Origin of the sequence: Kitasatospora sp. NPDC015120, assembly GCF_043080305.1 — a bacterium.
In the GTDB taxonomy this organism is placed as follows: domain Bacteria; phylum Actinomycetota; class Actinomycetes; order Streptomycetales; family Streptomycetaceae; genus Kitasatospora.
Genome location: NZ_JBIBVJ010000002.1, coordinates 162,970 through 177,178, shown reverse-complemented (window position 1 = coordinate 177,178; position 14,209 = coordinate 162,970). Strand labels below are relative to the sequence as shown.

Annotated in this window: 12 protein-coding genes; 7 read left to right on the top strand and 5 right to left on the bottom strand. The window is 75.0% G+C overall.

The genetic code is table 11. The features are described 5' to 3' along the window. The first annotated feature begins 265 nt into the window (after positions 1-265). Complete coding sequence (locus ACF1AK_RS05605; RefSeq protein WP_391497482.1) at positions 266-1,228, top strand: 2-hydroxyacid dehydrogenase; 963 nt, start codon at positions 266-268, stop codon at positions 1,226-1,228. On the opposite strand, the gene ACF1AK_RS05600 is transcribed toward ACF1AK_RS05605, so the two are convergent. Together ACF1AK_RS05600 and ACF1AK_RS05595 are read right to left on the bottom strand one after the other, a co-directional pair. Beyond that, positions 1,222-2,169, bottom strand: coding sequence for a DUF4231 domain-containing protein (locus ACF1AK_RS05600; protein WP_391497481.1), 948 nt, complete (start codon positions 2,167-2,169; stop codon positions 1,222-1,224). The two genes, ACF1AK_RS05605 and ACF1AK_RS05600, sit on opposite strands and share 7 nt — an antisense overlap. 260 nt (positions 2,170-2,429) lie before the next feature. Continuing rightward, entirely contained in the window at positions 2,430-3,194 is a 765-nt protein-coding gene (locus ACF1AK_RS05595) for an SIS domain-containing protein (protein ID WP_391497480.1), read from the bottom strand. A gap of 223 nt (positions 3,195-3,417) precedes the next feature. Between ACF1AK_RS05595 and ACF1AK_RS05590 the strand changes: the two genes are divergently transcribed. From ACF1AK_RS05590 to ACF1AK_RS05580, 3 genes are all read left to right on the top strand, one after another. Next, positions 3,418-4,110: a metal-dependent transcriptional regulator gene (locus tag ACF1AK_RS05590; protein WP_391497479.1), complete on the top strand. Its 693-nt coding sequence runs from the start codon at positions 3,418-3,420 to the stop codon at positions 4,108-4,110. Positions 4,111-5,003: 893 nt separating this feature from the next. Continuing rightward, the gene (locus ACF1AK_RS05585) at positions 5,004-6,380 is read left to right on the top strand and encodes a transcriptional regulator (protein WP_380286935.1); all 1,377 of its coding nucleotides are present in this window, start codon (positions 5,004-5,006) and stop codon (positions 6,378-6,380) included. A gap of 185 nt (positions 6,381-6,565) precedes the next feature. Next, positions 6,566-7,726, top strand: coding sequence for a hypothetical protein (locus tag ACF1AK_RS05580; protein WP_391497478.1), 1,161 nt, complete (start codon positions 6,566-6,568; stop codon positions 7,724-7,726). Positions 7,727-7,877: 151 nt separating this feature from the next. Here the strand turns inward: ACF1AK_RS05580 and ACF1AK_RS05575 are convergent, their stop codons facing one another. Next, a complete protein-coding gene (locus ACF1AK_RS05575) occupies positions 7,878-9,176 on the bottom strand; it encodes an ABC transporter substrate-binding protein (protein WP_391497477.1) in 1,299 nt (432 codons plus the stop codon). Between the two features lie 174 nt (positions 9,177-9,350). Between ACF1AK_RS05575 and ACF1AK_RS05570 the strand changes: the two genes are divergently transcribed. Then, positions 9,351-9,866 (top strand): hypothetical protein, encoded by a 516-nt coding sequence (locus tag ACF1AK_RS05570; RefSeq protein ID WP_391497476.1) that lies wholly within the window; start codon positions 9,351-9,353, stop codon positions 9,864-9,866. A gap of 124 nt (positions 9,867-9,990) precedes the next feature. After that, complete coding sequence (gene purU / locus ACF1AK_RS05565; RefSeq protein WP_391497475.1) at positions 9,991-10,857, top strand: formyltetrahydrofolate deformylase; 867 nt, start codon at positions 9,991-9,993, stop codon at positions 10,855-10,857. A 28-nt stretch (positions 10,858-10,885) separates the two neighbouring features. Here purU and ACF1AK_RS05560 read toward each other — a convergent pair whose 3' ends face one another. Continuing rightward, positions 10,886-12,118 (bottom strand): zf-HC2 domain-containing protein, encoded by a 1,233-nt coding sequence (locus ACF1AK_RS05560; protein WP_391497474.1) that lies wholly within the window; start codon positions 12,116-12,118, stop codon positions 10,886-10,888. Further along, on the bottom strand, positions 12,115-12,819 hold the full coding sequence (locus tag ACF1AK_RS05555; RefSeq protein ID WP_391497473.1) for a sigma-70 family RNA polymerase sigma factor: 705 nt from the start codon (positions 12,817-12,819) through the stop codon (positions 12,115-12,117). The genes ACF1AK_RS05560 and ACF1AK_RS05555 overlap by 4 nt, the downstream gene beginning before the upstream one ends. 556 nt (positions 12,820-13,375) lie before the next feature. Here ACF1AK_RS05555 and ACF1AK_RS05550 point away from each other — a divergent pair. Then, positions 13,376-13,900 (top strand): ATP-binding protein, encoded by a 525-nt coding sequence (locus tag ACF1AK_RS05550; protein WP_391497472.1) that lies wholly within the window; start codon positions 13,376-13,378, stop codon positions 13,898-13,900. Positions 13,901-14,209 lie beyond the last annotated feature (309 nt).

Sequence of the window (14,209 nt, the reverse complement as noted above, 5' to 3'; positions counted from 1 at the left end):
ACGTCCTCCCGGCGGGCGTTCCGGGCCGCTCCCGCGAGGCGCGGGAGCGGCCCGGGGGAGCGGTGGTCAGCGGGTGAGGTGGTCGAACTCGCCGAGTGCGGGCGGGGGCTCCGCGCGTCGCGGGGCTCACTCACGGGTGGGGTGCCGAGGCGTACAAGAGAGGCAAGCTCGTCCGGTTCGAGCCGGACTCGGCCACGTAGGCGCCATTGATGGCACCCTGCCCCCGTGTCCGGCCCGGCGAGGGGGTGGAGCGTAGATTCGGCACATGAACGAGCAGCCCCCGGTCCTGGTCACCCGTCGTCTCGCGCCCGGTGTCGTGGAACGGCTCACCGCGAACCTCCCGGCCACCGTGCACGACTCCGACCTGCCGATGGCGCGCGCCGATCTCCTCACCGCCGTCCGCGGCCGGCGGGCCCTGATCACCACGCTGGACGACCGGGTGGACGCGGAACTGCTCGACGCGGCCGGCCCCGGCCTCAAGGTGGTGGCCAACCACGCCGTCGGCCACCACAACGTCGACCTCGCCGCCTGCGCCGAGCGCGGCATCCCGGTCACCAACACCCCCGGTGTGCTGACCGCCGCCACCGCCGACATGGCCTGGGCCCTCCTCCTGGCCGCCACCCGCCGGCTCGGCGAGGGCGAGCGCCTGCTGCGCAACGGCGAGAGCTGGGCCTGGGCGCCGAACTTCCTGCTCGGCCTCGAACTGGCCGGCACCCCGCTCGGCATCCTCGGCATGGGCCGGATCGGCCAGGCGGTGGCCCGCCGCGCGCGCGGCTTCGACATGCCGGTCCGCTACCACAACCGCCACCCCCTGCCGCCCGAGCAGGCCGACGGCGCCGAGTGGCTGCCGCTGGAGCAGCTGCTCTCCACGTCCCCCGTCCTGGTCGTCACCTGCCCGCTCAGCGATGCCACCCGCTACTTGCTGGACGCCCGCCGGCTCGCCCTGCTGCCGCCGGGGGCCGTGGTGGTCTCGATGACGGCCGGCGTCGTCGACGAGGAGGCGCTGGCCGCCGCCCTGGAGTCCGGCGCGCTGTTCGCCGCCGCCGTCGACAACTTCGAGCACGAGCCGGCCGTCCCGCCCGCCCTGCTCGCCCAGGACCGCGCCGTCCTCGCCCCGCACCTCGGCAGCGCCACCGTCCGCACCCGCCAGGCGATGGGCGGCCTCGCCGTCGACAACGTCCTCGCCGTCCTCGCCGGCAAGGACCCCGTGACCCCGGTCGCTCAGTAGTCGCGGTCGGCGGAGCCGTTGACCTCGCGACGGGCCTGCCAGGTGGTGTGCTCGCGGGAGACGGCGTCCTCGGCGTCGCGGGCGAGGCGGGCCCAGAGCTCCTCGGCGTCCGGGGAACCGACGTCCAGCCGGGCCAGCTGGGCGCGGATCTGGGCCAGTTCGTCGGCGGCCAGGCCGTAGGCGGCGGCGAGCGGGCGGTACTGGCGCAGCTGGGCCCAGGCGGTGACCGAGGCGGCCACCGCGGAGACGGTGCCGAGCGCGTCGAAGGTGAACCCGCCCATCGCCCGCAGCACCGCGAGCACCAGACCGAGCAACGGCAGCGCCACTCCGGCCACGCCGGTCCAGAGACCGGCGCGGGCGCAGTGGCGCGACTTCGACCGGTACCAGTCCTGCTGCACCTGGATCCGCTCGCGCAGGTAGACGTCCCGGCGGACGGCGAGCGGCCGGCCGCGCAGACCGCGCATCGCCGGGGTGATCTGGCTCTCGGGCGACCGGCCGGCCAGGCCGGGGCCGACCGCGCGGCTGCCCCGGAAGGCGTGCAGCACCCGGCCGAGCTGGAGGCCGTACAGGCCCTCGGCGTCCGGCAGCGGGCGCGGGGGCGGCTGGACGGCGTCCGCCCGGACGGCGAACTTCCAGGCGAGCGTCTTCACCGACTCGGCGGCGGCCCGGCCCTCGTACCAGAGGCCCTGCGGGTTCTGCCGGCTGATCACCGCGGAGAGGGCGATCGCGCCGAGGTAGGCGACGGCGGCAAGCCAGGCCCACACCGTGCCGTCGGCGGAGCCCGCCGTCGCGGCCGCGACCAGCAGCACCAGCTCGGCGGCGGAGAGCCGCACCGCCCTGGTCTGCCCCTGCTGGGAGGCCGAGTCGGCCGCCCAGAAGAGCTCCGGCAACAGCTCGCGCTCCCGCACCACCCGGTCCGCCCCGCCCGTGCCCGACGTCATCCCGTCCCCCGCTCGCAGCTCCACCGCCCCGGCGGTACCTGCCCCGGCGGGGGGACCGGTACGCCTCGGGCGGGTGATGAGGCCGGTTCCGGTGGGGCTGGGGTGGCGGCGCGCGGCCCGGTGCCGGGGCGCGCGCCGCGGACGTGCTCCGGACCGCCGCCGGGCCGGGTGTCCAGACCGGTCGGCCGTTCGGCGTAGCCGGGCTGGTGCCGACGGCTGCGCCGCCCTACGGCGAACGGCCGGACGCGGACGGAGGGCGGTCAGAAGGTGTAGAAGATCCGCTCCGCGTTATCGGCCATCTGCTTGGCGTTCCACTCGGTACCGCCCGGCACGTTGCCGGAGCGGAACAGCGGCGGGGTGGCGCCGGTGCCCGCGAGTGCGGCGTCGGCCAGGCGGTCCACCGCGGAGGCGACCACGGCCTGCATCAAGGCGCTGGTCACGATGGTGGAGACGGGGCCGAAGGTGGTCTCGGCACCGGGGTGGGTCAGCTCGCCGTCGCCGACCGCGATCTTGTTGTCCAGGACGACGTCGCAGTGGTCCTTGAGATAGGTGCCGGACGGGTGGGCGGAGGCGATCTCGCCGGGGTAGGCGAGCGAGGTCAGCCCGATCACCTTCAGCCCCCGGCCCCGGGCGTGCTGGGCCAGCTCGACCGGCATCACCTGGCGGCCGGAGAGCGAGATGAGGAACAGCAGGTCACCGCTGGTGGCGGGGGTGTGGTCCAGGGCGGCGGTGGCCAGCCCGGAGACCCGCTCCAGCGCGCTGGACAGCGGCGCCGGCATCACCGTGACCCCGGCCATCCCGGGGACCTCCAGCAGGTTCACCGGAACCAGTCCGCCGGCCCGGTAGACGACGTCCTGGGCGGCCAGCGAGGAGTGGCCGGCGCCGAAGGCGAAGATCCGGCGCCCCTCGGTGACCGCCTCGGCCAGCAGGGCGGCGGCGGCCTCGATGTTCTCCGCCTCCTCGGTGCGGACCCGCTGGAGGTGCGCGATCGCGGCGTCGAAGTACCGGCCGACCAGCTCGCTCATCAGTTGCCTTCGCTCTCTGCCGGTGGGGGACTCCGGCCGGGTGGGGGCGGGCCGTGGTGGTCCGGGCCGCGGGGGAGAAAGCTCCGGCCAGCACCGTGCTGCCTCACCGGCGCCGCTGTCAACAGTCGCGAAAAGCCGCCCCCGCCGCCCCGGGGCGGGCCCGGCAGTCGGTGCGGTAGGTCAGAATTGGCGATGAGGACACCGAAGAACGGAGCCAGCGGCGATGTCTGGGCTGATCGACACCACTGAGATGTACCTTCGCACCATCCTGGAGCTGGAGGAGGAGGGCATCACCCCGATGCGCGCCCGGATCGCCGAGCGCCTGGAGCAGAGCGGTCCCACGGTCAGCCAGACGGTCGGCCGGATGGAGCGCGACGGACTGCTGCGCGTCGCGGGCGACCGGCACCTGGAGCTGACCGAGGAGGGGCGCCGGCTCGCGGTGCGGGTGATGCGCAAGCACCGCATCGCCGAGTGCCTGCTGGTCGACGTGATCGGCCTGGAGTGGGAGCAGGTGCACGAGGAGGCCTGCCGCTGGGAGCACGTGATGAGCGAGACGGTCGAGCGCAAGGTGCTCGCCATGCTCGGCCACCCCACCCAGTCCCCGTACGGCAACCCGATCCCGGGGCTGGACGAGCTGGGCGACGCCAAGGCCGAGGGCGAGGGCTTCGACGCCGGGCTCGTCCCGCTGGACGCCGTGCTGCCGGGCGCGGACGGCGCCGACGTGGTGGTCCGCCGGATCGGCGAGCCGATCCAGACCGACGGGGAGCTGATGCGCACGCTGCGGCGGGCCGGGGTCCGGCCGGGGTCGACGGTGCGGGTGAGCGCCGGGGTCGGCGGGGTGCTGGTGGGCAGCGGCGAGAACGCGGCCGAGCTGGGCAGGGAGATCGCCGCGCACGTCTTCGTCGCGCAGACCTGAGCGGGTAGCGGCCGTCCGACGGCCGCGCAACGCCGGACGGGGCCGGGCGCTCCCCGCGCTCCCGGCTCCGTCCGGCCCCTCCCGTTCCCTCCCGCTCTCCGCGGCACCGGCCTCCCCGAACCCGGCCGGTACCGCGGCCCCGCCCCGTCCCTCCCGTCCCCTCCGTTCCCCTCCGGTCTCCCCTCCGTCCCTCCCGTCCGCCTCGCCCGGCTTCCCCGACCGAGCGCCCCGTCCGGCGGCCCCTCTCGCTGGAAGTTCTCCCACTCGGACGATCAAGGCAATCCTTGAGTGCTGTCACTCGTACGAGGGGCTTTCACCGCTGGCCAGCGGGTACACCGAAGCCTTATCCGCACATGCGTATGACGGGCCCCGTCTCCGGTGGGAGACAAGGCCCGTCACTCGCGCGCGGGGTCTCGCGCAGCGCGCGCCCTCACCCGATCGGCGCAGGGCGGCAGTCCGGCGGTGCGGTCCGGGGCGGTCGGCGCACCGCCGCGGGCCGGGCCCGTCGGGCGGCGGACGACGGCGCGTCACGTCCCGGGGCGGGGAGATCGCCGAGGTCCCCCCACGGACTGCTCAACTACCGTCCGTGAGCCTGGTTACGGCCGGGGCCCGGTCGTTGCGCCAGGTAGGGGCTGTTCACCCGAACCGGTGAGGCGGACCGGGCGGGAGCGCGCCGGGGGAAGGCGGGGTGGGCGCAGTGGGGGCGCACAGGAGCATTTGGGCGGGCGCGTGGGGGGTCGGCATCGTCACCGTGGGTATCCCGCTGGCGTTGCTGATCGCTAACCTGGTGTCAGTTTCCTTGAACGGTCGGACAGTCGGCAACTCGGCAACAGAGATCAGCAGAAAGCGTCGCCCGCCGGCCGGGACCGGAGGGTGTGGGGAGGCGAAGCCCAATGGCCGCGAGACCACTTGTCGCACGACAGCCCAACGAGCGTCTCCAGCAGCTGATCCAGGAGGCCAGCTGCTCCAACGCCGGTCTGGCACGGAGAGTCAACCTCTGCGGTGCCGAACACGGTCTGGACCTGCGGTACGACAAGACCTCCGTCGCGCGCTGGCTCCGCGGGCAGCAGCCACGCGGGCAGGCGCCGGCGGTGATCGCCGAGGCGCTCGGGCGCAAGCTGGGGCGCAGCGTGTCGGTCGAGGAGATCGGCATGGCCGACGGCAAGAACCTCAGCTCCGGCATCGGCCTGCAGTTCGCGCCGACGCTGGGCGCGGCGCTGGAGCAGGTCTGCGAGCTGTGGCGCAGCGACGTCGGCCGCCGGGACTTCCTGACCGGGGCGACGGTGGCGGCCTCCGCCCTGGTCGAGCCCAGCCGGGACTGGCTGATCACCCCGCCCGACCCGGTGGTGGCCCGCACCGGCGGGACCAGGGTCGGCCCGACCGACGTCGCGGCCGTCAAGGCGACCACCGCGATGCTGGTCGACCTGGACCACCGGTTCGGCAGCGGGCACGTCCGCCCGGTGGTGGTGCACTACCTCAACAGCGTGGTCTCCGGACTGCTCGGCGGCTCCTACCGGGACGAGACCGGGCGTCAGCTCTTCGCCGCGGTCGCGCGGTTGACCGAGCTGGCGGGCTACATGGCGGTGGACACCGGCCAGCCGGGCCTGGCCCAGCGCTACTACATCCAGGCGCTCCGGCTGGCCCAGGCCGCCGACGACCGGGGGTACGGCGGGTACGTGCTGGCGGCCTCGATGAGCCATCTGGCGGCGACCCTGGGCAATCCGCGGGAGATCGCCCAGCTCGCCCGGGCCGCCCAGGAGGGCGCCCGGTCGGTGGCCACCCCGACCGCGATGGCGATGTTCTACGCGGCCGAGGCGCGCGGGCACGCCCTGCTCGGCGACGCCAAGGCCTGCGAGGCGGTGGCCGCCAAGGCGCTGGAGATGATGGAGAAGCGCCGCCCGGAGGACGACCCCGACTGGATCGTCCACTTCGACGACGCCTACCTCGCCGACGAACTGGCCCACTGTCACCGGGACCTCGAACAGGCCGGCCCGGCCGAGCACTACGCCCGCCGGGCGCTCGACCTGCACCCGCCGACCCGGGTGCGGCGCCGCGCGGTGGACCTCGTGCTGCTGGCCACGGCGCAGCTCCAGCAGCGGGACGTCGAGCGGGCCTGCGAGACCGGGGCGCAGGCGGTCCGGCTGCTGAGCGGGCTGCGCTCCAACCGGGGCGTGGAGTACCTGGACGAGTTCCGGCGCCGTCTGGAGCCCTTCCGGGAGCAGCGGGTGGTGCGCGAGTTCCAGGCCCGGGCGGAGGCGGAGGCGGCCTGAGCCGGGCCCGTCGAGGAGGACGGCGGGGAGCGTGCAGGGTCGGTGAGGGATGGACCGCCCACGTGGTCGGCCGGTTCGGTGAACCGGTAGCGTGGGCGCGACGTCCAAGGAACTGTGATGCCCCCAAGAACCGACGAGATGTGGTCCGCCGTCAGCGCGCGGTCGTGCACAGGTGAGGAATCGCGTTGAGCCAGCGCCGCTCGTATCCCAACTCGGGTGACTTCAACCTGGACGACCTGTTCCGCCCGGAGCCCGGACAGCAGCCGGGCCAGCAGCCGCAGCAGCCGGGCGGGCAGCCCGGGCAGCAGGGCAGGCCCGTTCCGCCGGGCCCGCCGCCGGCGTACGGCCCGCAGCCGGGGCAGCACGCCGGTCCGCCGCCGCACGTCCAGCCGCCGCACGCCCAGCCGCCGGCCGGGCCGTACCCGGGACAGCCGTCCGGGCAGCCGGAGTACCTCGGCGACAGCGCGCTGCCGACCCAGGCCATGCCGGTCCAGCCGGCCGGCCCGCAGCCGTCCTGGGGCGGTGCCCCGCAGCCGGGCCACCCCGCCGACCCGGCCCAGGCGACCCAGTACCTGCCGCCGTACCCGGGCGCGGACCCGCAGGCGGCGGGCGGCTACCCGCCCGCGCAGCCGGGGTACGCCGACCGGCCCGCGCCGGGCCACCCGGGCGAGGCCCCGGCCGGGCGGGACGGCGGCCGCGGCGGCCGTTCCTCGTCCAAGCTGCTCATCGGCGGTGTGGTGGCCGGTGGCGTGGCGGCGGCCGTCCTGGTCGCGGTGCTGCTGAACGGCAACGACGACACGTCCGGCACGGAGAAGAAGGCCGTTCCCCCGGTCACCGACAGCGGCACGGTCGCCGCCACCGTCCAGAGCGCCGGCCCGACGACCGCCTCGGTCAACCCGGAGGTCAAGGCGCAGGCCCAGGCGCTCTCCGACCTGCTCGGCACCGCCAACGACAGCCGGCAGGCCGTGATCGGCGCGGTCGCCTCGGTGCAGAAGTGCGACAAGCTGCCGGAGTCGCAGCAGGCGCTGACCGCCGCGGCCGGGCAGCGCCGGGAGCTGCAGAGCAAGCTGGCCGGGCTGAAGACGGACAAGCTGCCCGGCGGTCCGCAGCTGGTCGAGCAGCTGAACGCGGCGTGGACGGCCTCGGCGACCGCCGACGACGAGTACGCGGCCTGGGCCGGCGACGCCCAGGCCGGCTGCGACCCGAAGAAGAACGACAACCAGCACTACAAGAACGCCGTCGCCGCGAGCGGCACCGCCACCACGGCCAAGAAGCAGGCGGCCGGGCTGTGGAACACCGTCGCCGGCCAGACCGGCCTGCCCACCCGCACCGACGGCGACCTCTGATCCGACCGCACCGGTACCGCACTCCGGAACCGCACCCCGGAACCGCACCCCGGTACCGGCCGCCGACCCCGGCCGCAGGACACCGGGGCGCGGCGAAGGGCCCGGCCGCCGGACGGCCGGGCCCCGGGAACCGCGGGGGCGGAGCGCCGGATCAGGCCGGCGGCTTGCCGCCGGTGAGCACCCAGCGCACGTCCACGAAGCCCGGCCGCTGCAGGGTCAGCTGCCCGCCCTTGACCACCTGGTAGGTGACCCAGGTGTTCACCAGCCGGGGCGACTCGGTGGACGGCAGCATGTTGGTGGTCGCCCAGTTCAGCGGCGGGGTGAGCCCGACGTCGATCTGCTCGCCGCTGTCCAGCAGCCCGGTGATCGTCTTGCTGCTGATCTGGCGCCCGGCCGCGGCCAGCCGGTCGGCGACCTGGCGGAACACCTCGTAGGCCACCCAGGTGGTCTGCACCCCGGGGTCGGCGGCGTCGATGGTCCGCCCGGCCGTGTCGGCGCGGATCACCGCGCGCAGGCCGTCCCAGATCTTGGCCGACTCCGGCGGGTACCAGCCGGTCACGAAGGCTCCCGCGAGCGGGCCGTTGTCCCCGCCGGTGGAGTCGACCACCGACTGCTGGACGCTGCCGATCACCGAGGCGATCCGGGTGTTCTTCGCGCCGGTCCGGCGGAAGGCGTCGAGCAGGTTGCCGGTCGGCTCCGAGCCCAGCGCGCTGGTGACGCAGTTGCCCGGCTGGTCACCGCCGATCGCCTTGCGGACCTCGGGGGAGTAGTCGTTGGACTTCTCCGGCGCCTTGACGTCCAGCAGCTTGATCCCGGCCGGCTTGAGCGCGTTGCCCAGGTAGCCGAGCAGGTTGTCGCCGGCCGGGGTGTCCGGGCGGATCAGCGAGACCGCCTTGCAGCCGGCCTCCACCAGCTGCCGGCCGCTGCCGCCGATCAGGGCCGGCAGGCCGCCGCCCACCGGGTAGGACAGCGGGCTGCTGAACTCCGGCTGGGACAGGCCGTAGCCGCCGATCAGCGGGATGCCGGCCCGTTCCAGGGCGGGCATGAAGTCGTCGCCGTACTGGCTGTAGGAGCCCAGCACCGCGACCGCCTTGGCGTCCACCGCCTGCTGCGCGCAGGCCTTGGCGCCGTCGGAGGTGTTGTGCTCGTTGCAGGTGATCACCCGCAGCCGGCGGCCGTGCAGGCCGCCCTTGACGTTGACGTCCCGGCCGATCGCCTCGGCCAGGGCCGTCATCCCGGGGCGGTCGGCCGATCCGGTGTCGGACGGTGCCCAGGTCATGACGGTGAGGTCGCCGCTGCCGGTGGCGGCATCGGCCGGTCCGCCGCACGCGGAGGCCGAGAAGAGGGTTGGGAGCACCGCCGCGGCGGTCGCGACGGCAGCGATCGGGCGCCGGCGGCGCCGTCCCGCGATCGGGTGCATGGCCTGGGACGAGCCCCTACGGCTGGTCATCGGTCTTTCCCTCCCTGGGCGCTGTGCTGCGCACCGGTTCCAGCCAATCCCCGGTGTCGCAAGCCGAGAGGACCGTCCAGCCAACGGCCGGCAAACGGGGGTGGAACTCCGGGTGGGGACGCGTGTAGATCGGGAGTGGAGCACGAACGGTGGGGGAACGTACGATCGATTCCCATGTCCGCCAGCACAGAATCTTCGTATCGGTCTGCCCGAAACCCTTCTCGTCCGGGCCACCGCTCCAGCACGATGGGCGGCATGCCGCTCAACGACCTGCCCTGGTGGCGCTGGCGGGCCCGGCTCCGCTCGGCGCTGCACATGCTCTCCGACCCCGGGTTCCAGCGGGACGCCTGGCTGGCCGGCCGCGAGGGGTACGGCGACGTCACCGACGCCGTCTACCGCCTGGTCGAGGACACCTGGCTGGACCGCTGGTCGGCCGAGAAGTACGTCGGCACGATCTTCCGGGACTCCGCCGAGGCGACCCTGGTGGACGTCGCGGTGCTGCGGGTGGTGCGGATCCTGCACGAGGTCGGCGCGGACGCCCCGGCCTCCGCCTACCTGGAGCACCACGGCTGGCCGGAGGCGGTCCGGGCGGCCCGCGAGGCGCACGTCAGGCTGGCCGCCAACGACGGCGAGGACCCGGACGTCCCGCCGCGCTCGCTGGACGTGCTGCGGATCCTGACCCAGGTCTGAACGGACCGCCGCCCTGGTCCGGGGCGGTCCGTCCCGCAGTGCGGGCAGCCGGAGGGGGGCCTGCGGGAGTGTGACACGCTGGAGCGTCCACATCCGCACGAGCTCAGGACGGGATACCACCACCGTGGAACAGCAGCCGGCCAGCGCCCAGTACGTCCTCACGCTGTCCTGCCCCGACAAGCAGGGCATCGTGCACGCGGTCTCCAGCTACCTCTTCATGACCGGGTGCAACATCATCGACAGCCAGCAGTTCGGTGACGGGGACAGCGGTCTGTTCTTCATGCGGGTGCACTTCTCCGCCGCCGAGCCGGTGACCCTCGACAAGCTGCGGGCGAGCTTCGCCGCGATCGGCGCCTCGTTCGGGATGGACTGGCAGATCCACCCGAGCGACGAGAAGCTGCGGATCGTCCTCATGGTCAGCAAGTTCGGGCACTGCCTGAACGACCTGCTGTTCCGCACCCGGATCGGCGCGCTGCCGGTGGAGATCGCCGCGGTGGTCTCCAACCACACCGATTTCCGCGATCTCACCGAGGGCTACGGGATCCCGTTCCACCACATCCCGGTGACCCGCGACACCAAGGCCGAGGCCGAGCAGCGGCTGCTGGACCTGGTCGCCGAGGAGAAGGTGGAGCTGGTCGTGCTGGCCCGCTACATGCAGGTGCTGTCGGACCGGCTGTGCACCGCGCTCTCCGGCAAGGTGATCAACATCCACCACTCGTTCCTGCCGAGCTTCAAGGGCGCCAAGCCGTACCACCAGGCGCACACCCGGGGCGTGAAGCTGATCGGCGCCACCGCGCACTACGTCACCGCCGCCCTCGACGAGGGCCCGATCATCGAGCAGGAGGTGGCCCGGGTGACCCACGACGTCACGCCGGACCAGCTGGTCGCGCTCGGCCGGGACGTCGAGTGCCAGGCGCTGGCCCGCGCGGTGAAGTGGCACAGCGAGCACCGGGTGCTGCTGAACGGCACCCGGACGGTCGTCTTCGCCTGACGCGCCCGCCCGGCGCCGCCGCCGGCGGCTACGGCCGGGACAGCAGCGGCGCCGCGTGCAGCACCTCGCGGATCGCGGCCCGGTCGCCGTGCTCGCCGACCGGCAGCCGGTCCGGGTCGCGGTGCGCGGCGGTCAGCTGGCAGAACTCCAGCCCGTCCAGCACCATCGCCGCCACCGGCTCGCCGCCGGGCGGTCCCGCGTCCGGGCCGTCCAGCGGTATCAGCCACTCGCCGGACGCCGGGCCGTCGATCACCAGCCGGATCCGGCGCCCGGCCGCCCTCCCGTCGGCGGGCCCGGGGGTGCCGGCGGGCGCCCCGGCGAGTTCGGGGCGGGCCGCCCGCTGCCCGGCCAGGGCCAGCGGCAGCATCCGCACGGCGAGGTCGATCATCTGCCGCAGGTGCTGCGGGGCCGGCGGGTCGTAGGGGTAGGCGACCGCGCGGGCGACGTCCTCGCCGTGCACGTAGCACTCGAAGGCCCGGTCGACGAAGGCGTCCCGGAGCGGGACGGTCACGAAGCCGAAGTCCACCGGGGTGTTGCCCTGCGGGGCGAGTGCGGCCGAACGGACCAGCCGGTGGCAGTGCCGGCGCCACCGGGCGCGGACCCGCTGCGGCGGCTGGCCGGCCTGCTCGGCGGTGAGCCGGGCGGTGCGGTCGGCGATGGTGTCCCAGGGCCGGCCGGCCTGCGGGGGCACCCGGGGGACCGGCGGGAGGACGGCCTCCTGCGGCGGGACGCGGCGCCCGGCCGCCGCTCCGGCGCCGCCGGGAGCCGTGCCGCTGCCGCCGGGGCCGGGGCCGGATCCGCCCGGGACGGGGTCGGGCAGGCCGAGGGCGACGGCCACGTAGCCGTCCACGGCGGCGAGGTGGCAGAGGACCTCGGCCGGGCGCAGGTACTCGGTGCCGCCGTGCCAGGGCAGTTCGGCGACCTCCTGCCACTCCTCCGGGCCGAGGTCGCGCAGCAGGGCGTCGAACTTGGCGGTCTCGGCGGCGTACGGCAGCCCCCACGCCGGGACCGGCAGGTCGGCCGGGCGGCGGGCCAGGCACCAGTCGAGCACCTGCTGGCGCAGCGCGGCGGGCTGGTCCAGCGGCTCCTCGACGGAGAGCCAGCCGGCCGCCTCGCGCAGCCGCTCGGCCTCGTCGGCGCACTGCGGGCAGCCGGCCAGGTGGGCCTCGAAGACGGCGGCCTCCCGGGGCGGGACGGCGCCGAGCGCCCAGGCGCCGAGCAGCGAGCGCAGGGCCTCGTGCTGCTCGTCGGTGATCGTCACGTCCCCCCGCCCTCCGTCCACCGCCCGCGCTCCCCGTCCGCCCGCTCCCCGTCCGCCCGCTCCCCGTCCGCCCGCTCCGCGTCCACCCGTTCGGCGACCGCCCGCTCCCGGTCCTGCCGTTCGGGGTCCGCCCGTTCGGGGCCGGCCGGGGCGGGGCCCCGGTGCCGGGCGCGTTCCCGTTCCAGTGCGGTGGCGAGCAGTTCCAGACCCTGCCGCATCCGCTCCTTGGCGGCCTGTTCGCTGATCCCCAGCCGACGGGCCGTCTCCTGGTAGGTGCGGCCGTCGTAGTACGACTCCGCGATGGTCTCACGCAGCGGTTGCGGCAGGGCGGCGACCACGTACTGGACCCGGGCGGCGGTGGCCACCGCGCGGATCTCGTCCTCCGCTTCCCCGGCGGGGCCCGCCTCCGCGGCGCGGCGGGCCCGCAGCCGGTCCACCGCGCGGCGGTGGGTCAGCGCGCCGAGCCAGGAGCGGAGCGAGCCGCGGGCCGGGTCGAAGGCCTCGGGGTGCTCCCAGACGTGGGCGAATATCTCCCGGGTGAGCTGTGCCGCCGCGGTCTGGTCGGCCAGTATCCGGCCCGCCAACCCGTGGACCATCGGGGCGAGTTGGTCGTAGAGCTCGCCGAGGGCGGTCTCCTCGCCGCGGGCCAGGCGCCGCTGCAGCTGTTCGTCCCGGCGCGGGGCGCCGTCGGTGCTGGCCACCGGTCACCACCCTCCTGCCGGACCGGCCGCTGACGCGTCCCACGGTAACCCGGGCGGTTCGGACGGCGGGTGGATTCGGTGAAGAACAGGAGGCCGGGGCTTCGGATGGTCGGATCGTGGGATCTGCGGCCGGTCCCGCGACCGCCCTGTTCGAAGGTGGCTGGACATATGTCGCACGGGTGGTTCGCGAGTGGCGGGTGCGGTGCGAGGGGCGGACGGCGGTAGGTTCGCCTCTGCGTCGCGGCCCGGGCCGGGCGGTCGCCGGTCCGGGGCTCGCCAGAGTGAACGGGACAGTATGCCCTGCCCTGTCCCCCGATCGCTGGAATATGCCCGAAGCGCTTGCTGCCGCCCGCCCGCCGAACCATCCTGAGGCGTATTCGTGTCGCGGCCGGTGCGCGACGGACGACGTGGCGCGGGCGCGCCGCGGCGGGTGCGACGTGCGGTCACCCGCTGGGCGGCGCCCCGGCGGACGGCGGGCCCGGTGCGCGCCCGGGCGGACGGGCGACCGGGGCCCGGCCGAGACGGTGGCCGAACTGCGAGTGCGGGTGGTGGAGCGGTGCAGGTTCTTCAGGTACAGCTTGCGGTGCGGGCGGACCCCGCCGAGGTCGGCCGGGCCCGCCGGTGGGCCCGCTCGCGGCTGCTCAACCACGGGGTGGACCCGGATGCGCCGATCGCCGAGGCGGTGGTCCTGGTGGTCTCCGAACTGGTCACCAACGCCGTGGTGCACACCGGCCGTCCGGCCGTGCTGCGGCTCTGCTTCCCGCTGGGCGACCACCGGGGCGACGCTCCCGCCGCCTCCCCGGGCGGCCCCGGGAACGAGGGCGTGCGCGAGGCGGCGACGGTCGGCCCGCTGCGGGTCGAGGTCGCCGACGCCAGTGAGGTCGCCCCCGCCCCCCGGCACGCGGGCGCGGACGTCGACGCCACCAACGGGCGCGGCCTGGAACTGGTGGAACTGCTCTGCGACCGCTGGGGCTGGTACCCCGACGGCACCGGCAAGCGGGTCTGGTGCGAGATCAGCCCGGACGCCCGGCCCGCGGACCCGCTCGCGGCCGTGGACTGGGTGGCGCTGGCGCAGCCCTGACCCGTCGTCGGGCCGAAAGCTGACGCAACCATTCCGAATTTCCGACTACCCATTGACGTGACGTATCCGACTGATCACTCTTGGGTGCAGCGCTCCGTCGCGAGGGGACGCCGAGGGAACACCCGAACGCCGCTGCGGTGCTGCTGTCCAGGGGGACCACGTCAGCAGGGGGGCCGTGGACCGGTCGTGCGCTGGCTCCTCGGCGAGTGCGGAGGGATCGGCACGGCTTCAGGGCCCGTGTGCCGAGGTTGGATGGCGGCCGGCCGTGCCGTGCTCGGGGCGCGTGCGGCCCGCCGCCATCCGATCCGC